Source organism: Jannaschia sp. W003 (genome assembly GCF_025144335.1).
GTDB lineage: Bacteria > Pseudomonadota > Alphaproteobacteria > Rhodobacterales > Rhodobacteraceae > Jannaschia.
In genome coordinates, this window is the sequence record NZ_CP083539.1 from 1,209,517 (window position 1) to 1,232,155 (window position 22,639).

22 protein-coding genes and 1 riboswitch are annotated in these 22,639 nt (G+C 75.8%); of the genes, 7 read left to right on the plus strand and 15 right to left on the minus strand.

What is annotated here, in order from left to right; all coding sequences use genetic code 11:
- Positions 1 to 112: 112 nt before the first annotated feature.
- The 3 genes from ruvB to ruvC all read right to left on the minus strand — a co-directional run bounded on the left by ruvB (position 113) and on the right by ruvC (position 2,375).
- Positions 113 to 1,135, minus strand: a complete 1,023-nt coding sequence (ruvB, locus tag K3554_RS05790) for a Holliday junction branch migration DNA helicase RuvB (RefSeq protein WP_259944835.1) — start codon at positions 1,133 to 1,135, stop codon at positions 113 to 115.
- Positions 1,136 to 1,221: 86 nt separating this feature from the next.
- Positions 1,222 to 1,875 (minus strand): Holliday junction branch migration protein RuvA, encoded by a 654-nt coding sequence (gene ruvA, locus K3554_RS05795; RefSeq protein WP_259944837.1) that lies wholly within the window; start codon positions 1,873 to 1,875, stop codon positions 1,222 to 1,224.
- Positions 1,872 to 2,375, minus strand: a complete 504-nt coding sequence (gene ruvC, locus K3554_RS05800) for a crossover junction endodeoxyribonuclease RuvC (protein ID WP_259944839.1) — start codon at positions 2,373 to 2,375, stop codon at positions 1,872 to 1,874. The genes ruvA and ruvC overlap by 4 nt, the downstream gene beginning before the upstream one ends.
- Before the next feature lie 255 nt (positions 2,376 to 2,630).
- Between ruvC and K3554_RS05805 the strand changes: the two genes are divergently transcribed.
- Entirely contained in the window at positions 2,631 to 2,843 is a 213-nt protein-coding gene (locus K3554_RS05805) for a DUF1127 domain-containing protein (RefSeq protein WP_259944841.1), read from the plus strand.
- 204 nt (positions 2,844 to 3,047) lie between these two features.
- The gene (locus K3554_RS05810) at positions 3,048 to 3,191 is read left to right on the plus strand and encodes a DUF1127 domain-containing protein (protein ID WP_259944842.1); all 144 of its coding nucleotides are present in this window, start codon (positions 3,048 to 3,050) and stop codon (positions 3,189 to 3,191) included.
- Position 3,192: 1 nt separating this feature from the next.
- Here K3554_RS05810 and K3554_RS05815 read toward each other — a convergent pair whose 3' ends face one another.
- The 4 genes from K3554_RS05815 to cobO all read right to left on the minus strand — a co-directional run bounded on the left by K3554_RS05815 (position 3,193) and on the right by cobO (position 5,431).
- Complete coding sequence (locus tag K3554_RS05815) at positions 3,193 to 4,074, minus strand: 50S ribosomal protein L11 methyltransferase (RefSeq protein WP_259944844.1); 882 nt, start codon at positions 4,072 to 4,074, stop codon at positions 3,193 to 3,195.
- Positions 4,075 to 4,106: 32 nt separating this feature from the next.
- Positions 4,107 to 4,481, minus strand: coding sequence for a Lin0512 family protein (locus K3554_RS05820; RefSeq protein WP_259944845.1), 375 nt, complete (start codon positions 4,479 to 4,481; stop codon positions 4,107 to 4,109).
- Positions 4,478 to 4,684 carry a Lin0512 family protein gene (locus K3554_RS16835; protein WP_311200378.1) on the minus strand — a complete coding sequence of 69 codons (207 nt, stop codon included), beginning with the start codon at positions 4,682 to 4,684 and terminating at the stop codon, positions 4,478 to 4,480. Before K3554_RS16835 ends, K3554_RS05820 begins: the two co-directional genes overlap by 4 nt.
- Before the next feature lie 129 nt (positions 4,685 to 4,813).
- Positions 4,814 to 5,431, minus strand: a complete 618-nt coding sequence (gene cobO / locus K3554_RS05830; RefSeq protein WP_259944846.1) for a cob(I)yrinic acid a,c-diamide adenosyltransferase — start codon at positions 5,429 to 5,431, stop codon at positions 4,814 to 4,816.
- Positions 5,432 to 5,664: 233 nt separating this feature from the next.
- On the opposite strand from cobO, the gene K3554_RS05835 reads away from it, so the two are divergent.
- Positions 5,665 to 5,970: a hypothetical protein gene (locus tag K3554_RS05835; RefSeq protein ID WP_259944847.1), complete on the plus strand. Its 306-nt coding sequence runs from the start codon at positions 5,665 to 5,667 to the stop codon at positions 5,968 to 5,970.
- A 2-nt stretch (positions 5,971 to 5,972) separates the two neighbouring features.
- On the opposite strand, the gene K3554_RS05840 is transcribed toward K3554_RS05835, so the two are convergent.
- Positions 5,973 to 6,422, minus strand: a complete 450-nt coding sequence (locus K3554_RS05840; RefSeq protein ID WP_259944848.1) for a GNAT family N-acetyltransferase — start codon at positions 6,420 to 6,422, stop codon at positions 5,973 to 5,975.
- Positions 6,419 to 10,183, minus strand: coding sequence for a cobaltochelatase subunit CobN (gene cobN / locus K3554_RS05845; RefSeq protein ID WP_259944850.1), 3,765 nt, complete (start codon positions 10,181 to 10,183; stop codon positions 6,419 to 6,421). Before cobN ends, K3554_RS05840 begins: the two co-directional genes overlap by 4 nt.
- 389 nt (positions 10,184 to 10,572) lie before the next feature.
- On the opposite strand from cobN, the gene K3554_RS05850 reads away from it, so the two are divergent.
- Positions 10,573 to 11,484 carry a pseudouridine-5'-phosphate glycosidase gene (locus tag K3554_RS05850; RefSeq protein WP_259944853.1) on the plus strand — a complete coding sequence of 304 codons (912 nt, stop codon included), beginning with the start codon at positions 10,573 to 10,575 and terminating at the stop codon, positions 11,482 to 11,484.
- Positions 11,485 to 11,813: 329 nt separating this feature from the next.
- On the opposite strand, the gene cobW is transcribed toward K3554_RS05850, so the two are convergent.
- Positions 11,814 to 12,887 (minus strand): cobalamin biosynthesis protein CobW, encoded by a 1,074-nt coding sequence (gene cobW, locus K3554_RS05855; protein ID WP_259944855.1) that lies wholly within the window; start codon positions 12,885 to 12,887, stop codon positions 11,814 to 11,816.
- 119 nt (positions 12,888 to 13,006) lie between these two features.
- Positions 13,007 to 13,651 (minus strand): HupE/UreJ family protein, encoded by a 645-nt coding sequence (locus K3554_RS05860; RefSeq protein ID WP_259944857.1) that lies wholly within the window; start codon positions 13,649 to 13,651, stop codon positions 13,007 to 13,009.
- A gap of 120 nt (positions 13,652 to 13,771) precedes the next feature.
- Positions 13,772 to 13,914, minus strand: a riboswitch (cobalamin riboswitch).
- A gap of 194 nt (positions 13,915 to 14,108) precedes the next feature.
- On the opposite strand from K3554_RS05860, the gene smc reads away from it, so the two are divergent.
- Entirely contained in the window at positions 14,109 to 17,534 is a 3,426-nt protein-coding gene (gene smc, locus K3554_RS05865; RefSeq protein ID WP_259945801.1) for a chromosome segregation protein SMC, read from the plus strand.
- Between the two features lie 39 nt (positions 17,535 to 17,573).
- Complete coding sequence (locus tag K3554_RS05870; protein WP_259944859.1) at positions 17,574 to 18,353, plus strand: transglutaminase family protein; 780 nt, start codon at positions 17,574 to 17,576, stop codon at positions 18,351 to 18,353.
- Positions 18,354 to 18,479: 126 nt separating this feature from the next.
- Here the strand turns inward: K3554_RS05870 and K3554_RS05875 are convergent, their stop codons facing one another.
- From K3554_RS05875 to K3554_RS05885, 3 genes are read right to left on the minus strand one after another with little or no spacing between them, the layout of a single operon-like run.
- Positions 18,480 to 19,661 (minus strand): lytic murein transglycosylase, encoded by a 1,182-nt coding sequence (locus K3554_RS05875; RefSeq protein WP_259944860.1) that lies wholly within the window; start codon positions 19,659 to 19,661, stop codon positions 18,480 to 18,482.
- Between the two features lie 21 nt (positions 19,662 to 19,682).
- Entirely contained in the window at positions 19,683 to 20,570 is an 888-nt protein-coding gene (gene cbiB / locus K3554_RS05880) for an adenosylcobinamide-phosphate synthase CbiB (RefSeq protein WP_259944861.1), read from the minus strand.
- Positions 20,571 to 20,576: 6 nt separating this feature from the next.
- The gene (locus K3554_RS05885; RefSeq protein WP_259944862.1) at positions 20,577 to 20,978 is read right to left on the minus strand and encodes a DUF1636 domain-containing protein; all 402 of its coding nucleotides are present in this window, start codon (positions 20,976 to 20,978) and stop codon (positions 20,577 to 20,579) included.
- A gap of 172 nt (positions 20,979 to 21,150) precedes the next feature.
- Here K3554_RS05885 and K3554_RS05890 point away from each other — a divergent pair, with 172 nt between their 5' ends.
- On the plus strand, positions 21,151 to 21,585 hold the full coding sequence (locus K3554_RS05890; RefSeq protein ID WP_259944863.1) for a hypothetical protein: 435 nt from the start codon (positions 21,151 to 21,153) through the stop codon (positions 21,583 to 21,585).
- Here K3554_RS05890 and K3554_RS05895 read toward each other — a convergent pair.
- Positions 21,561 to 22,577: a hypothetical protein gene (locus K3554_RS05895; protein WP_259944864.1), complete on the minus strand. Its 1,017-nt coding sequence runs from the start codon at positions 22,575 to 22,577 to the stop codon at positions 21,561 to 21,563. The genes K3554_RS05890 and K3554_RS05895 overlap by 25 nt on opposite strands.
- Positions 22,578 to 22,639 lie beyond the last annotated feature (62 nt).

The window sequence follows — 22,639 nt, forward strand, 5'->3', positions numbered from 1 at the left end:
TGCGGTCGGAGGCGAGGGGGCTCCGCCCCCGTCGCCTGCGGCGACTCCCCCGAGGTATTTACGAAACGAAGACGAGGGAAACCGGATAGCGAGCGCCCATTCCCATTGCGGACTACTCGAACAGCGCCCCCTGGTCGGGGGCCTTCGGGGCCGCCAGCCCGAGGTGGGTCCAGCCCTTCTGGGCCAGCATCCGGCCGCGGGGGGTGCGGGCGATGAGGCCCTGCTGGAGCAGGTAGGGCTCGATGACTTCCTCGACCGCGTCGCGCGGCTCGGAGATGGCGGCGGCGATGGTCTCGATGCCCACGGGGCCGCCGCCGTAGTTCTCGGCGATCACGCCGAGGTAGCGCCGGTCCGCGCCGTCGAGGCCGAGGCCGTCCACGCCCAGCCGCGTCAGCGCCCGGTCGGCAATCGCGGCGGTGACGGTGCCGTCACCCTCCACCACCGCGAAGTCCACCACCCGGCGCAGGAGGCGCCCGGCGATGCGCGGGGTGCCCCGCGCGCGGCGGGCGATCTCGCGGGCGCCGTCGTCGGTCGCGGGCGCGCCCATCATCCGCGCGCCGCGGGTGACGATGCTGTGCAGCTCGTTCACGGTGTAGAACTCGAGCCGCGTGGGGATGCCGAAGCGGTCGCGCAGCGGCGTGGTCAGCAGCCCCAGCCGCGTGGTCGCGCCCACCAGCGTGAAGGGCTGCAGGTCGATCCGCACCGTCCGCGCCGCCGGCCCCTCGCCGATCACCAGATCCAGCGCGTAGTCCTCGAGCGCGGGGTACAGCACCTCCTCCACGGCGGGGTTCAGGCGGTGGATCTCGTCGATGAAGAGCACGTCGCGCGGCTCGAGGTTGGTGAGGATCGCGGCCAGGTCGCCCGCCTTCACCAGCACCGGGCCGGAGGTCATGCGGAAGCCCACGCCCAGCTCGCGCGCCATGATCTGCGCGAGCGTCGTCTTGCCGAGGCCGGGCGGCCCGTGGAACAGCACGTGGTCCATGGCCACGCCGCGGCGCCGGGCGCTCTCGATGAACACGCGCAGGTTCGCGCGCGCCTCGGCCTGCCCGGTGAACTCGTCGAGCGACTGCGGCCGCAGCGAGACGTCGGCCTCGTCGGGCTGGGCGGGGTTCAGGATGGGGTCGCGGGGGGTCATCGGTGCGGCTCCGGTTGCGGGGCGCGGGGGCGGGGGGGCAGCCCCTCGCGCGCCCCGAGGTGTCTATCGAACGAGGGCGGGGCGGCCTACTCCCGCGGCGCCAGCTTGCGCAGGGCGGCGCGGATCACGGCCGCGGTGTCCTTGGCGCCCTCGCCCGCGGCCTCGGCCACGGCGCGGGCCGCGTCGATCGGGGCGTAGCCGAGGTTGGCGAGGGCTGAGAGGGCCTCGGACTGGGCGGCGAGGGCGCCATCGCCCGGGGGCGCGGCGGGGGACTCGACGAGCGGATCGCCCGCCAGCGCGGCGGCCGCCATCGCCGGCTCGCCCGTGCCCATCATCATGGCGGGCGCCTTGCCCTTCAGCTCGTTCACCACACGCGCGGCGATCTTCGGCCCGACGCCGGGGGCCGCGCGTACGGCGTTGGCATCCCCCAGCGCGATGGCGCGGGCCACGCCGTCCGGCCCCAGCGCGCCGAGGATCGCCAGCGACGCCTTGGAGCCGATGCCCTGCACACCGGTCAGCAGGCGGTGCCACTCGCGCTCCTGCATGGTGAGGAAGCCGAAGAGCTGCAGCAGGTCCTCGCGCACCAGGAGCTCGGTCCAGAGGGCCACGGGCGACTTGACGGGCGGCAGCGCGGCGAGGGTGCGGTCCGAGCAGAACACCACGTAGCCCACGCCGCCCACGTCGAGCAGCACGTGGTCGGGGCCGCGATGGTCCAGCCGTCCGGTGAGCCGCCCGATCATCGCGCCGCCCCGATCGCCGCGGCCAGCCGTCCGGCGGACTGCACGTGGAAGGCGTGGCACAGGGCAACGGCGAGCGCGTCGGCGGCGTCGGCGCTGTCGGGCACGGCGCCCGGAAGCTGCATCCGCACCATGTGGCCGATCTGGTCCTTGGAGGCGCCGCCCACGCCCACCACGGCCTTCTTCACGGCCGAGGGCGCGTACTCGCCCACCACAAGCCCGGCCTGCGCCACGGCGAGCACGGCCACGCCGCGCGCCTGTCCCAGCTTCAGCGTGCTCGCGCCGTCGCGGTTCACGAAGGTCTGCTCCACGGCGGCCGCCTCGGGGGCCTGCGCCTCGATCACCGCGCACAGGAGGCCGTGCAGCGCGAGCAGCCGATCCGCGAGCGCCGTGCCCTTGGGACGCAGCGTGCCGCTGGCCACGTGCAAGAGCCGTCCGGGGCGCGCCTCGATGACGCCCCAGCCGCAGGCGCGCAGCCCCGGATCGATTCCCATCACGCGCATGGCGCCTCCGCATGTTCCCGACCCGTTCGCCCTAGCACGCCCCCGGGCGGGGCGGCAAACGCCCCTGCGGGGGCGGGGGACCGAATCGCGCGGCCCCCCGCGGCATCCGCGCAACGACGCCCTCCGTCATGCGATGCCGACATCGCCGGCATGCACGATGAATATTTGTGCGGTGTGCGAACGCCTCCTAGGTGCGGGACATGATCGCTTCATGACGCATCCGTGCGGCCCACCCACCCTACGCCGAGGTCCACCATGGCCACCTTCGACCAGTTCCGTCCCGTCTACGCCGCCCGCCCGGGCCTCCTCCAGCGCCTCGGCGCGCGCATCGACGGATGGGCCGACCGCCGCGCCACCGCCCGCGCCCTCGGCAAGCTCACCACGCGCGAGCTCGACGACCTCGGCCTGACCCGCGCCGACATCGACGCCATCGCCGCCGGTCGCCGTCCCGCCACGCGCGTCTACTGATCGCGCGCATCTCCGCGCCGCCGTCGCGTCGCCGTCCCTGCCCGGGGCGGCGTTTCTCGTTTCGGGAGGGCGGCCGCGCGCCGTCCGCCTCTCCCCGGGTTCCATGCACGCGCAGCATAATCGCCTTGCGCGCGAGCCCCTGACCGGGACGCCGGACGTCTCCTAGATCGGGCTGGTAACGCAAACATCCCCGAGAGACCCGCCATGACCCGCTACGACACCCTTCGCGCCCGCTGGGCCGACCGCACCGCCCGCCGCACCACGCGCCGCGCGCTCCTGAGCCTCGACGAGCGTCAGCTCGAGGACATCGGCCTGAACCGCGCCGACGTCGACGTCCGCTTCGGCTGAGCTAGCCGCGCCGCATCAGCAGCGTGGTCCAGTCGCCCAGCTCCCGCCGCCCGGCTTCCCGGAAGCCGGCGGCGCGGTAGGCGTCCGACACCTCGTCCGCCTGCGCGTTCAGGAGACCCGACAGGATCGCCCGCCCCTCCGGCGCCACGGCGCCCGCCATCGCGGGGGCCATCTCGACCAGCGGTCCCTTGAGGATGTTGGCGAACACGAGGTCGAAGGGGCCCGCCAGCGCGGCGTGGTCGAAGCCCGCGGCCTCCACGCAGTCCACCGTGCCCGCCATGCCGTTCACGCGCAGGTTCGCCTCGGCCACCTCGACCGCCACGGCGTCGATGTCGGAGGCCACCACGTGGGCTTCCGGGAACACCCGCTTGGCCGCCATAGCCAGCACCGCCGTTCCCGCGCCCACGTCGGCCACGGCGCCGGGCGCGAAGCCTTCCGCGAGCAGATCCTCCAGCGCCAGCAGGCAGCCTTGCGTCGTGCCGTGGTGGCCGGTGCCGAAGGCCATCGCCGCCTCGATCAGCAGCGCCACGCGCCCTTCGGGCATGCGGTCCGCGTCGTGGCTGCCGTAGACGAAGAAGCGCCCCGCCTCGACGGGATGCAGCTCGCGCCGCACCTCGGCCACCCAGTCGGTGGGCGGCAGCTCGGAGACCGTGAAGGGCTTCGCACCGAAGGCCGCGGCCAGCAGCGCCAGCGCGGCGCCGTCGGGGGCCTCGGTGAAGTAGCCCCCCACCTCCCACAGGCCCGAGCCGTCCTCGATCTCGAACACGCCCAAGCCGTCGGGCGCGGGGTCGAGCAGCTCCATGCGCTCACCGAGCGCCTCGGCGGCGTCGCGGCCGGGCAGGGTGGTGAGGGCGGTCCAGGTGGCGGGGGTGATGTCGGTCATGGGCCGCCCCCTCACGCGGGCACGGGCGCCTGTCAAGCGCCAGTGCGGCCCCGCGCGGCCGCCGCGCGCGCCGTGGCGGGGTCGAGGAACGCCTCCACCGCCGCGGTCGCCACTATCGCCGTCTCGCCGGTGTCGGGGTTGCGCACCGCGAGCCCGCCCTCCACGGCGCGCACCGTGGCGCGGCCGCGCGGCAGGCGGGCGGCGAGCGCCGTGCAGTCCACGCCGGCCGGGTCCGGCACGGCCACCGTCACCCGCACCTCCATCTCCGCGTGATCCAGCCCCAGCGTCTCGAAGAGCGGCAGGGTGGAGCGGCGCAGCGCGGTCTCGATCGCGCGCCCGGCGGCCTTGGTGGCATCGCAGCCGTGGAGGTCGTTGCCCATGCCCATCTCGAGGATGAAGCGCCTCATACGCCCTCCAGCGCGACCGACAGCGCGGCGTTGGCGATCACCGTGGGCACGCCGCCACCGGGGCGGGGCACGGCCAGGCCGCCGCGGCGCACCTCGACGCGGGCCTCGCCGTAGGGGAGAAGGGCGGCGACGGCCGTGGCGTCCACCGCCCCGGGCTCGGGCACGCCGATTTCCACCAGCACGCGCATGGCGTCGCGCTCCACGCCGAAGAGGCCCGCGAGGTCGACGGAGTTGCGCCACAGCGCGTCCGCGCACCGCCCGGCAGGCGGCCTCGGTGTGGTCGCCCCGGCGCAGCGAGGTGCCGATGCCGAACTCGGTCACGAGGCGGCGCATCAGAACTCCACGCCCGCCTGCGCCTTCACGCCCGATCGGAACGGGTGCTTCACCAGCTCCATCTCCGTGACCAGGTCGGCGGCCTCGATCAGCGCGTCCTTCGCGTTGCGCCCCGTGAGGACCACGTGGGTGGTGGCGGGCTTCTCGTCGCGCAGGAACCGCACCACCTCGTCCACGTCGAGGTAGTCGTAGCGCAGCGCGATGTTGATCTCGTCGAGCAGCACCATGCGGATCTCCGGATCGCGGATCAGCGCCTTGGCCTGCTCCCAGGCCGAATGGGCCATCTCCTTGTCGCGGGCGCGGTCCTGCGTCTCCCAGGTGAAGCCCTCGCCCATGGTGTGGAACCGGCAGGCGTCGGAGAAGTGGGCGAGGATCAGGTCGCGCTCGCCCGTGGACATGCCGCCCTTGATGAACTGCACCACGGCGCAGGGCATTTCGTGGGCGATGCAGCGGAAGATCATGCCGAAGGCGGCCGAGGACTTCCCCTTGCCCTTGCCGGTGTGGACGATCACCAGCCCTTTCTCCGCGGTCTTGGTAGCCATGATCTTGTCGCGGGCGGCCTTCTTCTTGGCCATCTTGGCGTTGTGCCGGGCGTCGTCGTCGGGGGTCTCGGTCATGGGGCGGGCCTCGTGCGGGGGTCGGTGGGACTGTCCGTTCGGGGGGGCGGGATTGCAACCGGGGAGGGGGCTCTGCCCCCCGGCGCCTCCGGCGCCGACCGGGGCTTCGCCCGTCCGCGGGCGGATCGGTCCACCGGACCGATCCCAAGTTGCCCGCGGGCCCCCTCGGCATTTTGGGAACGAAGACGGGGGCATTAACTCGGCATTAGGCATGGAGGGCGCACGGTCGAGGCATGATCCGCCTGCTTTCCCTCCTTCTCCTCCTCGCCGCCTGCGGCACGCCGCATCCCCTCGACGGGCTGGACCGGTCCGCGCGCGTCGGCGCGCTGGGGCACCGGTTCGTGGTCAACTGGAACGCGGACACCGCTCAGGCGACGCGCATGAATCCCACGTGGCGGCCCGCTTTCTCCGGAGTGGCCCTTGCCGCCGTCGCGGCGGTGGAGCGGGTCACGGGCTGCGCCGTGCCGCCCGGATCCGTGGACGGCGACGTGGCGCTGGTGGAGATGACGCTCGACTGCGGAGGCGGGGGCGCGAAGTAGCGTCAGACCGGGCGCAGCATCGTCACGACGCGCCCCTCGCGCGCGTGCTCCGCGAAGCCCAAGCGCGCGAAGTAGCCCCGCGGCCCGGCCTCGCCGGTCCAGGTGTCCAGCGTCACCGCCGGAGCGCCGTTCGCCCGCGCTTCGTCCAGCGCGGCCTCCACGAGGGTCCGCGCGACCCCGCGCCCCCGGGCGTCGGCATCCGTCGCCACCGGCCCGAGGTAGAGCGCCCCCGGCACGTCGCGCGAGGGCCGGGTGAAGGCGACCCCGAGCAGCGCGCCGCCCGCCTCCGCGCCGAAGCCCGCGCCTTCCGCGAGCTTGGCGCGCACGCCCGCCGCGTCGATGCGGCGCGAGGGGCTGTCCATGCCCGTCTCGCGGTGCATCGCCCCGAAGGTCTCGCGCACGAGCGCGGCGGCCGCCTCCGCATCCGCCTCGCCGAGCCGCCGGACCCTCACGCCAGTCGCACCCGAACCGAGTTCGACCGGGGCCGCCAGAGCCCGCGCTCCACCGCCTCGCGCAGCCGCGCCTCGATGTCCGCGAGCGCAGGCGCGTTGTGCTCCGCGATGAAGCCGCGCACCGCCTCGTCCTCCAGCACGGCGGCATGGACGAGGTCGAAGTGGTGGTCGCGCACCGCTCCGGTCGTGGCAGCGAAGGCGAACAGGTAGTCCACCGTGGCGGCGATCTCGAAGGCGCCCTTGTAGCCGTGGCGCATGACGCCCGCGATCCACTTGGGGTTCACCACGCGCGAGCGCACCACGCGGCCGATCTCCTCCTCGAGCGAGCGGATCACGGGGCGCTCGGGACGCGAGTGGTCGTTGTGCCAGACGGGGACGCGCTCCCCGCGGATCATTTCCACGGCGGCGGCGGCCCCGCCCTCGAACTGGTAGTAGTCGTCGCTGTCGAGGAGGTCGTGCTCGCGGTTGTCCTGGTTCTGGACGATGGCCTCCACTTGGCCCAGCCGCTGGCGCAGCCCGTCGTGGTCGGCGGTGCCTTCCGCGTCCGCGCCATAGGCGTATCCCCCCCACTCAACGTAGGCCCCGCCGAGGTCCGAGGCGTCGTTCCACAGGCGCTCGTCGAGCATCGCCTGCAGCCCCGCCCCGTAGGCGCCGGGCTTCGAGCCATAGACCCGCGCGGTTCCCTCCCCGGCGCGGGCGCGGGCGGCGGCAGGGTTCTGGGCGGCGTCCTCGTCCAGTGCTTGCACCGCGCGGGCGGCGGCGTCCACGAGGGCCATCTGCTGCGGAAAGGCGTCGCGGAAGAAGCCCGAGACGCGCAAGGTGACGTCCACGCGGGGACGGCCCAGCGCGCCCTCGGGGATGATCTCGAAGCCGGTGACGCGGCGGTTCATGGCGTCCCAGCGCGGGCGTACGCCCATCAGCGCCAGCGCCTGCGCGATGTCGTCGCCGCCCGTGCGCATGTTGGCGGTGCCCCAGGCCGTGAGCAGCATGGCGCGTGGCCAGTCGCCGTGGTCCTGCAGGTGCCGCTCGATCAGGAGGTTCGCGGACTTCCACCCCAGCTCCCACGCCGCGCGGGTGGGCACGGCGCGGCTGTCGACGGAGAAGAAGTTGCGGCCCGTGGGCAGGACGTCGGGGCGACCCCGGGTGGGGGCGCCCGAAGGGCCGGGGGAGATCGCGCGGCCGTCGAGGCCCGCGAGCAGGGACCGACGCTCCGCGGGGCCGCAGGCGTCGAGGGTCGCGCGCAACGTTGCCGCTTCCTCCATCACGGCGGCGGAGGCGGGGCCGGGCGCCTCGGCCTCGCCGCGCAGGAGGCGCGAGACGAGATGCTCGATGCGCTCGACGGTGTCGCCGTGGGAGCGCCAGGAGCCTGGGGCATCGGGGTGGGACGAATCCGCGGTGTCGCCCCGGGCTCGATCCGGGACCTCCGTCACCGACTGCGCGTCACCTCCGAACGGCTCGCTGCCTTCGCCGGAGGCCCCGGCGCAAGGCCGGGGCGGGGCATCCCCTAGCACCGCAGGCCGCGGCCCTTCCCACGGGGCGGCCATGTCGCAGTCGAGCGGATCGAACGGGAGCCTGAGGTCCGCGGCGATCGCCCGCGGCAGGCTCTCGCCCTTCCCACGCGGCAGGCGCAGGAGAGCGGCGAGGAGATCGTCGCGCAGCCGCCCCTCGGGGCTCACGCCGAACACGTGCAGCCCGTCGCGGATCTGCGCCTCCTTCAGCTCGCAGAGATACGCGTCGAGCTTGGCCAGGTCGCCCTCGTTCCCCTCCAGGCCCGCGTCCACGTCGAGGCCGGCCACGCGGGCGAGGCTCAGGATCTCGCTCCGCAGGTAGTCGATGCGGCGCGGGTCCACGCCGGCGGCCTCGTAGTACTCGTCCACCAGCGCCTCGAGGTCGCGCATGGGCCCGTAGCTCTCGGCGCGGGTGAGGGGGGGCGTCAGGTGGTCGAGGATCACCGCCGCCGCGCGCCGCTTCGCTTGCGTCCCCTCCCCGGGATCGTTGACGATGAACGGGTAGAGGTGCGGGGTCGGGCCGAGGGCGATCTCGGGCCAGTCCTCGGCGCCGAGCGCCACGGCCCGCCCCGGCAGCCATTCGAGATTGCCGTGCTTGCCCATGTGCACCACCGCGTCGGCGCGGAACTGCGCGCGCAGCCAGAAATGAAAGGCCAAGTAGTGGTGCGGCGGCACGAGGTCGGGGGCGTGGTAGGTCTCGGTGGGGTCGACGTTGTATCCCCGCGCCGGCTGCACCCCGACAACCACGTTGCCGAACTCCAGCACCGACAGGGCGAAGTGGCCGCAGTCCACCGCGCCGGGGGCGAAGAAGGGGTCGGATTCGGGCGGGCCCCAGCGCTCCTCGACCTGCCGGCGGGCTTCCCACGGGAGCTGGCCATACTCGATCTGGTAGTCGGCCATCGACAGGGTCACGCCGCCCCGGCGCTCGGCGCGGTCCGCGAGCCAGTTGGTGGGGCCGGCGAGGATCGCGCGCATCAACGCGTCCGAGTCCGCCGGCGCGCCGCGCACTCGGTAGCCCGCCTCGCCAAGCGCTCCGAGCGCGCCCACCGTGGCGGCGGGGGTGTCGAGCCCCACGCCGTTGGCGAGGCGCCCGTCGCGGTTGGGGTAGTTGGCCAGGATCAGCGCCACGCGCCGCTCGGCGGGGGGCGTGCGGCGCAGGCGGCACCAGCGGGCGATCAGCGCGGCGGTGAAGGCGATGCGGTCGCCGGCGGCCTTCCAGGTGGCGATCGGGCACTGGGTGGCCTCGTCGAAGAACGCCTCGCCCTTGAAGCCGAGCGCGCGGGTCAGCACGCGGCCGTCCAGCTCGGGCAGGGCCACGTTCATGGCGATGTCGCGGGCCGAGAGGCCGCTGGTGCCCGTGCGCCAGGCCTCCTCGGTGCCCGACGACAGGACCCCCTGGAACACCGGGGCCTCGTCGGCCCAGGGCTGGGCGAGCGGGTTGCCCTCGCCGGCGGCGAAGGAGGTGAGGTTCAGGATCGCCGCGGGCGGGGCCTCGCGGAACAGGGCCTCGAGGGTGGCCGCCGACACCGGGTCCTTCAACGAGGCCACGAAGACGGGCATGGGGTTCAGCCCCGCCCGCAGCAGCGCCTTCACGGTGCGGTTCACGGGGTTGAGGCCGGCGCCCTGCACCAGCGCGCGGTAGAACACGAGAGGGACGACCGGCGCGCCGTCGGTCCAAGCCGCGCGTAGGTCGGCGAGGGTCGCGGCCTCCGTGCCCGGCCAGTAGAGGCCGGCCCGCAGGAGGGGCCGCGCGGGGCCGGGGCGCGCCTCGCCGCGGATCACGGCGCGGGCGTGGGCGAGGAAGGTAGCGGCGTTCTCGGGGCCGCCCTCGACCAGCGCGGACCACAGGGCGTCGTAGTCCTCGGGTGCGACCGTCGAGAGGCCGCGCAGCTCGGCGTCGGGCTTGTCGTCGCCGGGCAGGGCGGCGAAGGGCACGCCCGCCTCGTGTAGCCGGGCGGCGTACTGCTTTAGCCCGTAGGTCCAGTAGCCCCGGCCCCCCAGCACGCGGGCGACCACCAGCTTCGAGCGCGTGGCGCACTGATCGAGGTGGAGGTCCACGCTCATGGGGTGGCGCAGGTGCATGAGCGAGACGAGACGCGTCTCGGGCGGGTCCGCCATGGCGGCGCGCGCGCCCGAGAGCGCGGCCAGCTCGGTGTCGGCGGCGGAGATGACGACCAGCTCGCCGGGGGTCTGGCCGGGATCCACGGCCTCGCCCTCGTCGATGGCGCCGGGTTGGGCGGCAAGGAGGTGCATGGGGGCGTCATGGCAGGTGAGGTGGCGGGTGCAAGTGGGTGAGGGCGGTCCGGCGCAGGCGGACGGATCGGTCCAATGGACCGATCCGAGCCTGAACGCGCGAAGCGCTGGGGGGGCGACGCGCGCCTCGGACTCGATCCGGGGCCTCTGGCCGGGGGTGGAACTATGGTTGCGGAGCGAAGCGCCCCTAGTGGGCCGAGGCCCCGGCGCAGGGGCCGGGGCGCGGGCGGGGGGCAGGGCACGCCCCGGACCTGATCCAGGGCCTCTGGTTGCCGATGGTGCTGCCGTCGCCGAGCGGGGTGCCTCCGGCGAGCAGAGACCCCGGCGCAAGGCCGGGGCACGTCGCCCCCCACCTTGCCCCCCGCCCCCACCGGGTGCATCCCCGCCCCATGAAACCCGATCTCTCCGACGACGTCGCTCGCGCGCTCGCCACCGGGGCCCCCGTGGTGGCCCTCGAATCCACGATCCTCAGCCACGGCATGCCCTGGCCTCGCAACGCCGAGGTGGGCCGCGCCGTGGAGGACGCCGTGCGCGCCGAGGGCGCCGTGCCCGCCACCGTGGCCGTGGTCGAGGGGCGCCTGCGCGCCGGCCTCGGGGCGGCGGACATCGAGCGGCTGGGGCACGGTGAGGGCGTCGTGAAGGCCGCCTCGCGCGACCTCGGGGCGGCCGTGGCCCTCGGGCGCACCGCCGGCACGACGGTCTCGGCCACCATGCGGATCGCGCGGCTCGCGGGCATCGGCGTGTTCGCCACGGGCGGCATCGGCGGCGTGCACCGGGGCGAGGGGGGCGACGTGAGCGCCGACCTCACGGAACTGGCCGCCACGGACGTGCTGGTGGTCTGCGCGGGCGTGAAGTCGATCCTCGACATCCCCCGCACGCTGGAGATGCTCGAGACGCTGCGGGTGCCGGTCGTCACCTACGGCTCGGACCGCTTCCCGGCCTTCTACACCCGCGACTCGGGCTGCGCGTCGCCGGAGCGTCTGGACACGTCCGAGCAGATCGCCGCCGTGCGCGCCGCGACCCGCGCCACGGGGCTCGGGACCGGCATGCTGGTCGCCAACCCGATCCCGGAGGCCCATGCGCTCCCGGCAGAGGAGATCGGCGCCGAGATCGACGCCGCCCTGCGCGCCGCCGAGGCGGAAGGCGTGCGCGGCAAGGACGTGACGCCGTTCCTGCTCGGGCGTCTCAACGCCGTGACCGAGGGCCGGGCGCTCGGGGCGAACGTGGAACTGGTGCTGTCGAACGCCCGGCTGGCCGCGCGCATCGCGGTGGCGGAGGCGTCGAGCGGGACCTGGGTGTAGCGAGGCGCCGCTGCCTCATCGCCACGCCCCGGACATGATCCGGGGCCTCCGGCCGATGCCGGCGCTTCGGATGCGGAGCGGAGCGCGGGCGGTGGACCGAGGCCCCGGCGCAAGGCCGGGGCGTGTTGGTGACGGGTCGAGACACTCTAGTCCTGGCACGGAATCAAGGGCTTTAGCCCGCCGTGCCAGCGCCGACCCGCCCCTACGGGGCGGCGCTCCGTCGATGCTTGTGCAACGCGGATCGCTCATCCGACGGTAGGCACGATAAACCACTCAGCAGCGAGGCCGCCAGCGCCGCCCCGCGGGCCGGCGCTGGCACGGCTCCGCTCCTAGGCCGCCACCGCCTCCCCGGCCAGCGCCCGCTCGATCGCCGCGCGGTCCATCCCCGCCTCGCCGATAACAACCAGCCGCGCGCCGCGCGGGTCCGAACCCAGGGGCCGGTCGAAGTAGTGGTCCACCCGCGGCCCCACCGCCTGCACCGTCAGGCGCATGGGCTTGCCCGCGACGGAGGCGAAGCCCTTGAGCCGCAGGATGCCGTGCGCGCGGATCACTTCCGCGACGTGCCGCGCGAAGGCCGCCGGGTCGGAGACCTCGGGCCCCTCCACCACGAAGCTCTCGAAGGCGTCATGGCCGTGCTCGTGCTCGTGGTGGTGGTGATCGTCGTCCCCGCCCTCGTCGTCGTGGTGATGGTGGTGGTGCACCTCGTGGCGCGCCGAGAGGTCGTCCTCGGCCGCCATGCCGCGGCCCAGGAGCACGTCCACGGGCAGCGCCCCCATGGTCGCGGGGACCACCTGCACGCCGGGCCGCGCCTCGCCGCGCAGGCGCGCGAGCAGGGCGTCCGCGTCCCCCATCAGGTCGCGCTTGTTGACCACGATCATGTCGGCGCAGGCCACTTGGTCGGCGTAGAGCTCGGACAGCGGCGTCTCGTGGTCCAGCCCGTCGTCCGCCGCGCGCTGGCGGTCCACCGCGGCCACGTCGGCGGCGAAGGTGCCGGCCTCCACCGCGGGGCCGTCCAGCACCGTGACCACGCCGTCCACGGTGACGCGTGCGGCCAGCTCGGGCCAGCGGAAGGCGCGCACGAGCGGCTGGGGCAGGGCGAGGCCGGAGGTCTCGATCACGATGTGCTCGGGCGGGTTCGGGCGGTCGAGGAGCTTGAGCATCGCGGGCACGAAGTCGTCGGCCACGGTGCAGCAGATGCAGCCGTTCGACAGCTCCATCACGTCGTCGTCCGCACAGCCCTCGATGCCGCAGCCCTTAAGGATGCCGCCGTCGACCCCGAGGTCGCCGAACTCGTTGATGATCAGCGCGATGCGGCGGTCGGCGTGCTCGAGGAGGTGGCGGATGAGGGTGGTCTTGCCGGCGCCGAGGAAGCCGGTGACGACGGTGGCGGGGATCTTGGGCATGGAAGGCTCCGGAATCGGGAAGGGGGGCGGCGAGGGAGGGGGGCTCTGCCCCCGCTCGCTCCGCTCGCCCCCCGAGGTATTTCGAGCAAGGTGAGATGGGGGACGACGCCCCCTAGGGCTTAGCCCGCGAGGGCGGCGACCAACGGCCCCTCGGCCAGCTCCAAGGCGAGGAAGGCGCCCACGCCGAACACGGCGGCGCCGGCAAGGCGGGCGTTCACGGACGCGGCCGAGGTGGCGCCGAGCAGCGCGCGCACGGCCCAGCCGGCGGCGAGCGCCACGGCCAGTTGCACGGCCGCGAGGCCGCCGAGGTAGCCGACCATCACGGCGGCGCCCACGCCGCCCTCCTGCCCGAGGATCGAGCCGGCGAAGCCCGCGCCGTGGAACAGCCCGAACCCCGCGAAGAGGGCCATCGCGGCACCGGCGCCCAGCGCGCGGCCCGACAGCACGATGCCGCCCACGACCAGCAGCGACAGCACGATGCCCGCCTCGGCGAGCGGCAGCGCGGCGCCCATCGACACGGCGAGGGTGCCGAGCACCATCGCGGCCACGTAGGCCAGCGGGGCCAGGATGCGGCGCGCGGTGAAGGTGGCGGCCACGCCCATCGCGACCACGAAGGCGAGGTGGTCGAAGCCGAGCAGCGGGTGGCCCGCGCCCGACAGCATGCCGTGGGCGAAGGTCTCCATGGGCAGGCCGCCCAGGGGGTGGTGGGCCAGCGCCGGCGTGGCGGCGAGCGAGGCGAGGGCGGCGAGAAGCGTGCGGTTCATGTCTGTCCCCTTCGGACGAGCGTTGAAGGGGGGTGCGGAGCGGGGCGTGCGCGGCCCGGCTACGGATCACCCCGTCCGTATGGCGTTCCCCGCGCCCCGTGGGGGGACGCGGTGCGCGGCTGGTCTCCCGGCTCGCGGGTCGTCGCCCTCCGCCGCCTTCCCGGTTTCCCAGTGGCCCTTGGCGGAGCGCTCGCCGCTCACGGTCGCGGGGGCGGCTGCGGCACGGGACCCCGGCGTGGGTCGTCCCTTCCGCATTCCCACTTCGTCCCCTCCGGGCTTGGCCCGGGCGGGGAACCGCACGCCTCCGTTCCTGCGCGCCGCCGCGCGGGCGGTCAAGCGCCGAGGCGGCCGGCGGTGGCGCGAAAGCGACGCCGCGCGCCCGATGCGCCCCCGGCCCGCTTGACCCCGCCGCCGCCGCGCCCCCACGGTGCTTGCCCGCAACCCCGAGGGAGCCCGCGTGCGCTTCGACCGCCTCCGCCTGTCCGGCTTCAAGAGCTTCGTGGACCCGACCGAGCTCGCCATCGAGGACGGGCTGACGGGCGTGGTCGGCCCCAACGGCTGCGGCAAGTCGAACCTCCTCGAGGCCCTGCGATGGGTCATGGGCGAGAGCCGCCCCACCGCGATGCGCGGCGGCGGCATGGAGGACGTGATCTTCGCCGGCGCCGCCTCGCGCCCCGCGCGCCGCTTCGCCGAGGTAACGCTGGTGCTCGGCGACCTCGCCGCGTCCGCCGGGGAGGGGGGCGACACGGTGGAGGTGGTGCGCCGCATCACCCGCGACGCTGGCTCAGCCTTCCGCCTAGGGGGGCGCGACGTGCGGGCGCGCGACGTGCAGATGCTGTTCGCCGACGCCTCCACGGGGGCGCATTCGCCCGCGCTGGTGCGGCAGGGGCAGATCGCCGAGCTGATCGCCGCCCGGCCCCGCCAGCGCCGCCGGGTGCTCGAGGAGGCGGCGGGGATCTCGGGCCTCCACGGGCGCCGCCACGAGGCGGAGCTGAAGCTCGGCGCCGCCGAGGCGAACCTCGCCCGGCTGGGCGACACCCTCGACGCACTCGCCGCGCAGATGGCCGCGCTCGGGCGCCAGGCGCGGCAGGCGCGGCGCTACCGCGAGATCGGCACCGCCCTGCGCCACGCCGAGGGACTGCTGCTGCTTGGGCGGTGGCAGGCCGCGGAGCGCGCGCGCGCGGCGGCGGAGGTCGCGGCCGGCGAGCGCGGCGCCGCCGTCGCCGTCGCCGCCCGGGCCGCCGAGGCCGCCGCCCGCGCCCGCGCCGCCGCCGAGGCCGCGCTGCCCCCGCTGCGCGAGGAGGAGACCGTGGCGGCCGCCGTGCTCGACCGCCTGCGCGCGGCCCGCGCGGGGCTGGAGGCGCGCGAGGCGCGGGCCCGCGAGGCGATCGAGGGGCTGGAGGCGCGGCTCGCCCAGATCGCGCGCGATGCCGAGCGCGAGGCTGCGCTGGAGCGCGACGCCGATGCCACCGTGGCCCGTCTCGCCGCAGAGGCCGATGCGCTGCGGGGCGACGCCGAGGGCGAGGACGCCGCCGTAGACGCCGCGCGCGACGCGGCCGAGGCGGCGGCACGGGCGCTGGCCGCCCGCGAGGGGGCCTTCACGGAGCGCGCCGAGGACGCCGTCCGCCTCCGCGCCCGCCACGCCGCCGCGGTTCGCGCCGCCGAGGATGCGCGGACGCGTCTGGAGAAGGTGGGGGCGGAGCGCGCGGCGGCGGAGGCGCAGCGCGACGCCGCAGAGCGCGCCAGAGCTGAGGCGGAGGCCGCGCACGGCTGCGCCGAGGAGGAGCAGCGCCTCGCCGCCGCCGGGGCCGCCGAGGCCGAGGTCGCAGTGCAGCGCGCGGATGTCGCCGCCGAGACCGCCGCGGGCGCGGAGGCCGAGGCCCGCACCACCCGTGCCCGCGCCGAGGCCGCCGCCGCCGCCCTGCGCGCCGAGACCGACGCGCTCGCCGCCCTCTTGGACGGAGCGGAGGACGACGCCGCCCCGCTGATCCGCCGGGTGCGCGCGGCGCCGGGTCTGGAGGCGGCGGTGGGCGCCGCGATGGGCGATGACCTGCTCCTGCCCGAAGGCGACGCCCCCGCCGCCTGGACCGCGCTCGCCCCCTTCGCCACGCCGCCCCCGCTGCCCGACGGGGCAGAGCCGCTCGCTCCCCACGTCGAGGCCCCCCCGGCGCTGGCGCGGCGCCTCGCGCTGGTCGGGCTGGTGTCGGACGGCGCCGCGATACAGGACAGGCTCGCGCCGGGGCAGGCGCTGGTGTCGCGCGCGGGTGACCTCTGGCGGTGGGACGGGGTGCGGGTCGCCGCCGGCGCCGCGCCCTCCGCCGCCGCGCTGCGGCTGGAGCGCGCGAACCGCCTCGACGCCCTGCGCCGCGACCTCGCGGCGGCCGAAGCGGGGGCCGGGGACGCCCGCACCGCCCACCACGGTGCCGCCGCCGCCCTCGACGCCGCCCGCCGCGAAGAGACCGGCGCGCGCGAGGCCATGCGCGCCGCCGACCGTGCCGCCGCCGAGGCCGCCCGTGCGCTGGCCCGCGCAGAAGGCGACCGCGGCCTCGCCGCCACGCGCGCCGAGACCGCGTGGCAGGCGCTCGCCCGCCTCGACGCCGACCTGCGCGAGGCCCGCGACGCCGCCCGAGCGGCCGCCGAGGCGGAGGCCGCGCTGCCCGCCCCGGACGGCCTCGACGACGCGCTCGGCGCCCTGCGCAGCGAGGTGGAGGCCCTGCGCGCCCGCCTCGTGGCCGACCGCGCCGCCGCCGCGCGCCTCGCTGCCGAGGCCGAGGCGCGCGCCCGCCGCCGCGACGCCGTGGCGCGCGAGCTGCGGGCGTGGCGCGAGCGGGGCGCCGCCGCCGCCGCCCGCCTGGGCGAGCTGGCCGCGCGCCGCGCCGCCGACGAGACCGCGCTGGAGGCGGGGCGCACCGCCCCCGCCGCGCTGGCGGACGAGGGCACGCGCCTTTCCGCCGATCTTGCCCGCGCCAAGGCCCGCCGCGGCGATGCCGCCGAAGCCCTGCGCACCGCCGACGCCGCCTTCCGGGACGCGGCCGACGCCGAGCGCGAGGCCGAGCGCGCCGCCTCCGCCGCCCGCGAGGCTCGCGCCGCCGCCGCCGCCCGGCTCGAGGCCGCCGGGGACGCCGCCGCCGCCGCCGCCGCCCGCATTCACGAGGCGGGCGCCGGGACGCCCGACGCCCTGGCCGCGCAACTGGGCGAGGCCTCGCCCGCGCCCGACGCCGCCGAGGCCGAGGTCGCGCGCCTGCGCGCCGCGCGCGATGCGTTGGGCGCGGTGAACCTGCGCGCCGAGGAGGATGCCGAGGCGGTGGCAGGCGAGCACGATGCCCTCGCCGCCGAGCACGCCGACCTCGTCGCTGCCATCGCCGAGTTGCGCGCCGGCATCGACGCCTTGAACCGCGAGGGCCGGGGACGCCTGCTCGAAGCGTTCGAAGTCGTGGACCGCCAGTTCGGCGCCCTCTTCCGCACACTCTTCGGCGGCGGCGAGGCGCGTCTGGCGTTGGTGGAGTCCGACGACCCCCTGGAGGCGGGCCTCGAGATCATGTGCCAGCCTCCCGGCAAGCGCCTCGCGGCGCTTTCGCTCCTGTCGGGCGGCGAGCAGACCCTCACGGCGCTGGCCCTCATCTTCGCGGTGTTCCTGGCCAACCCCGCGCCGATCTGCGTGCTCGACGAGGTGGACGCGCCGCTGGACGATGCCAATGTCGGGCGCTTCTGCGATCTCCTGGACGAGATGACCCGCCGCACCGACACGCGCTTCCTGGTGATCACCCACCACGCGGTCACCATGGCGCGCATGGACCGGCTGTTCGGCGTGACCATGGTGGAGCAGGGGGTGAGCCAGCTCGTGTCGGTGGACCTCGGCGCGGCGGAGGCGATGGTGGCCTGAGGGCTTACGCCGATGCCCCGCGCCCGCTACGCCGGTCCCATGACCCAGCTCCGAATCACCACCCGTCTCGACTACCACTTCCCGCAGCCCTCGGACTGCCTCCTGCAGGTCGAGGTCGCCCACGGGCCCGGCCAGCGGATCGTCTCGGAGTCGCTGAGCACCACGCCGGTGGACGACTTCCGCCGCGTGCCTGCGGAATCCGGCCTCGGCACCCGCGCCTGGTTCGGCGCCGAGGGGTCGTGGCAGGCCACCTACGAGGCCGAGGTCGAGGTGACGCGCCCCGGCGTGGACCTCGCCGCGCTCCCGGCCACGCCGTCGCGCCTCCTGCCGGGCGACGCGACGTCCTACCTGATGCCCTCGCGCTACTGCCAGTCGGACGTGTTCCTGCCGTTCATGGCCTCGGAGTTCGCCGACCACCGGGGCGGCGCGCTGGCCGAGGCGATCCGGGCCTGGGTCCACGAGAGCATGAGCTACGTCTCGGGCACGTCCGACGCCACCACCACGGCGGCCGACAGCTTCATGGCCCGCCAGGGCGTGTGCCGCGACTACGCCCACGTGGTGATCGCCATGGCGCGGGCGGGGGGCATCCCGGCGCGCATGGCCTCGGTCTACGCGCCCGACGTGGACCCGCCCGACCTCCACGCCGTGGCCGAGCTGTGGCTCGACGGCTTGTGGCGGCTGGTGGACGCGACCGGAATGGCCGATCCGTCGGAGATGGCGGTGATCGGCGTCGGCCGCGACGCCGCCGAGATCTCGTTCATGACCGTGATGGGCGCGGCCGAGCTGCGCTCGCAGGAGGTCGAGGTGGTGCGGGCCTAGGACCCGCTCGGCGATCGGGCCGTACGGGTACGCCCCGGCCCCGAGCCTGGGCCCCGCCCGCCGTTCGCGCTGCCGCTTCGAGACGGGGCACCGACCGACGCAGGGGGCCCCGGGGCGCAGTGCGCCTCAGAGCGCCCGGAGCAGCGCCTCCGTGGGCCAGCCGTCGGGCGCCAGCCCCAGCCGCCGCTGCTCGGCGCGCACTGCGTCGCGGGTCATGCGCCCCAGGATGCCGTCCACGGCGCCCACGTCGTGCCCCCGTGCCACCAGCGCGCGCTGCAGCGCCTCCATGCCGTCCGGCCCGAGGCCGGGCTCCGGGCTCCCGGCGTCGAACACCGGCGCGCCCGAGAGGCGGGTGGCGAAGTAGGCCGCCGTCAGCACGTAGACGAAGCTCTTGTTCCACTCGAACAGCACCTCGAAGTTCGGGAACGCCAGGAAGGTCGGCCCGCCCTCGCCCTGCGGCGCCAGCAGCGCGGCCCCCAGCCCCGGCGGTACCGGGATCACGGCGGCTCCGTCGCGCGGGCGCACGCCGAGCGCGGCCCAGTCGGCGGCGCTGCGCTTCTCGTCGAGCCCCGAGAGCGACCAGTCGTGGTCCGCGGGCACCTCGGCCTCCACCAGCCACGGCTCGTTGGGGCGCCATCCGATCTCGCGCAGGAACCGTGCGCCGGTCAGCAGCGCGTCGGGGGTCGAGGCCTTGAGGTCCACGCGCCCGTCGCCGTCGCCGTCGGCGCCGAGGTGGAGGATGTCGAGGGGCAGCATCTGCACCTGCCCGATCTCGCCGGCCCAGGCGCCGGTGGTCTGGTGCGGCTGGAAGCTCCCCGCCTGCCACAGCCGCAGCGCGCCGAGCACCTGCGGGCGGAACAGCTCGGGGCGGCGGCAGTCGTGGGCGAGCGTCACGAGGGAGTTCAGCGTGTCAAAGTCGCCCTGCACCTGCCCGTAGTCCGTCTCCAGCGCCCAGAAGGCCAAAAGGAGGCCGCGCGGCACGCCGTGCTCGGCCTCGATGCGGTCGAACAGCGCGTCGTAGGCCTGCGCGTTCGCCGCGCCCCGGCGGATGCGGTCGGCGGAGATGACGCGGCGCGCGAAGTCGGTGAACTCGAGCTGGAACACGCCCTGACGCTGGTCCGCGCGCAACGTGGCGGGGTCCTGGCGCACGTTCGCGAAGAAGCGGTCCGCGTCGGCTGCGGGAATGCCCGCGGCAACGGCCTCGGCGCGCAGGCCGTCCACGAAGGCCCCGAAGTCGCCCCCGCAGCTTTGCGCGGAGGCGGCAAGGGGCATGAGGGTGGCGGCGGCGGCGAGGAGGGTGGCGCGCATGGGGAAGCTCCGGATTGGGTCTCAGGCGGAATAGGTCCCCGCGAAGCCGAGCGCGAGCAGCGCGGCCCAGACCCGCCAGAGGAGGCGGACCGCCGCCTCCACCGCCGCCGGCCCCGGCGCGGGCGCGCCCGCGTTCACGAGCGGGTAGTCCTGCATCGCGCCATCGTAGGCCCGCGGCCCCGCCAGCGAGACGCCGAGCGCGCGCGCGGCCGCCGCCTCGGGCCAGCCGGCGTTGGGCGAGCGGTGGAGGCGCGCATCCCCGGCGACGCCCCGCGGCGCCGTAGCGGTGACCGCGAGGATCAGGAGGGCCGTCAGGCGGGCCGGCACCCAGTTCAGCAAGTCGTCGAGCCGGGCCGAGGCCCAGCCGAAGCGCTCGTGCCGCGCGGTCCGGTAGCCCACCGTGGAGTCGGCGGTGTTCACCATCTTGTAGAGGAGCATCCCCGGCAGGCCCGCCACCGCGAACCAGAAGGCCGGGGCTACCACGCCGTCGGAGAGGTTCTCGGCGGCGCTCTCCACGGCCGCGCGGGCCACCGCCGGCTCGTCCATCCCGGCGGTGTCGCGGCCCACGATCCGGGCCACGCTCGCGCGCCCATCGGGGAGGCCGCGCCGCAGGGCTTCGGCCACGGCGGCGACGTGCTCGGCGAGGCTGCGCTGGGCCAGCAGAACGGCGGCGAGGAGGGTCTCGGGGATCCAGTGCACCGACAGCGCCCAGCCTGCGAGCGCGGCGAGGAGGGCGAGGAAGGCGATGGCCGCCACCCCCTTCGCGCGGCGGTGCCGACCCCGGTTCCAGCGCCGCTCCAGCGCCTCCACGGCGCGGCCCATGAGGACGGCCGGATGGGGCAGGCGGCGCCAGAGCCAGCGCGGCTCGCCGAGGAGGGCGTCGAGCGCCAGCGCGGCGGCGAGAACCACCGCGCGCTACTCGGCGTCGGTGGGCAGGGGCGGATGGCGCGTCACGAAGTGGCCCTTGATGGCGGCGGGCCAGGTCCGGTAGGGCACCACGCCCCCCGGCGCCGCCGCATGGAGCGCGGCGTAGGCGACGATGCCCTCGGCGGCCTCGGCGCTCGGCTCGAAGCGGCCCAGCGTGTAGCACATCTTGCCCGGCGCCTGCAGCGACACGTTGCAGGCCCGGTCGCAGCCCATGAGGCAGGCGTGGCGGCGCACCGCGACGCCGGTGCCCTCGGCGGCCCGCTCCACCAGCGCGGCGAGTTCCTCGCCGTGGGTCCGCGGGGTGCCGGCGGCCCAGTCCTCGCGCTTGCAGGTCTCGCAGACGGTGATGGTGGTCGTGGTCACGGTGCGTCCTCCCGGCGGCCCGTTCATCACGCCCGCGGCCCGGGATCAACGCCTGCGCTCTCGGCGGAACACCGCCTGCGGATCGAGGGAGCGTTGCCGATTTATCGTTTGTCAGCCGGGGATTAACCCCTCGTTAACTATCCGAATCCTAGGTTCGCGGCGGGTGAGGGAGGCGTGCGAGCAAACAAGGAACAAGAACATGGGCGAGAAGACAGTGGTGCTGTGTGCGGGGCTCGGCGAGCGGATGGCCGCGCGGATGCGCGCGGCGGCCGAGGCGTCGGGCGCGTTCCGGCTGGTCGAGGCGGCCGAGGAGAGCGAGGCGATCTCGATCCTGCCCGACATGGCCCCGGCGGTGGTGGTGGTCAGCCTCGCGCAGGGGCGCGGCACGGCGCTCACGGTGGCGGACCGCGCGGGCTTCCGGCTCGACCATGCGCGGGTGCTGGTCGAGCTGGGCGAGGGGCCGGACTTCGCGGACGGCTCGATCTTCCTGCACATGCCCAACGCGCACGGCGTGGTCTCGGCGGAGATGGCGCCGGGCGACCTCGCGGCCTTCGTGCAGCACCACGCCGAGGCGGCGGCGCGGGGCGGCCTCCGGGCCGGCGCGGGCGGTCAGTCGAACATCCTCGTCACCTGACCCAGGAGCGCGAAGGCGCGGCCCGAGCGGGTCGCGGCCAGCGCGGCGATGTCGCCGTCCAGCGCATCGGGCGCGAACTGGGCGAGCGCGCGGTCGAACGCGCGCAGGAAGTGGTGGGCCGCATCGCGGAACACCGGGTCCTCGCGCATCCGCGCGCCCGCCAGCGTCAGCGCCGAGCGGTCGCGGATCGAGCCCATCTCGGCCACCTGCGGCCCCCGCACCCCGTCCGCGAAGGCGCGCCAGACCATGGGCGGCGCCGGATCGCCGGCGAGGTCGTCCATGAAGATGCCGTCCTGGCTGAGCAGCGACAGCACGTCCTGCGCCGCGGTGACGACCTGCGCCGTGTCGCGGCGGTCGAGGGCGCGGCGCAGCACCTCGAAGCCCGCCACGTCGCGCTCGTTGCGCGGGAAGTCGAGCGCGCGCACGAAGTCCTCCGTGCCCAGCGGCGCGCCGTCCTCGCCGGCCGCCTCCTCGACGCCGAGGGCCAGCGCGGGCTGCACCGCGGGGCGGGGGCGGGCGGGCGCGGCGAGCACCGGCCCCGCGCCTTCGGCCTCGCGCGGCTGCGATGGCGGCTGCGATGGCGGCGGCGGGGAGACGGCGGCGGGGGCCGCGGGGGCGGCGTCGCAGAGGGCGGCCACGGCGTCGGCGAGCGCGTCCTGCCGCGCGATCAGCGTGTCGAGGCGCCGCTCCAGAGCCTCGGTGCCGCCGCCCGCCTCGGCGCCGCGCGCGTCGAGCCAGCCTGCGCGCATGGCGTCGATGGCGGCGCGCAGGCGCGCGCCCTCCTCGCGCATGGCCCGCGCGGTGCGCGCCGCGGCGACGGCGACCCACAGGAGCGCCACGGGCAGCACGAGCCCCAGCATGGTGATCGCGAATCCCATGGGATCGGCGTCGAGCAGCCGCAGCAGCGCCTCGCCGCGCGCGGCCACGAGCCACGCCACGAACCCGGCCCAGACGAGGCTGACGAGCGCGGCCGCGATCTCGGCGGGGCCCATCCCACCGTCGCCGGAACGGGCGCGCCCGCGCGCCCGACCCTTGGGCGGAGGCGGCGGGGGCG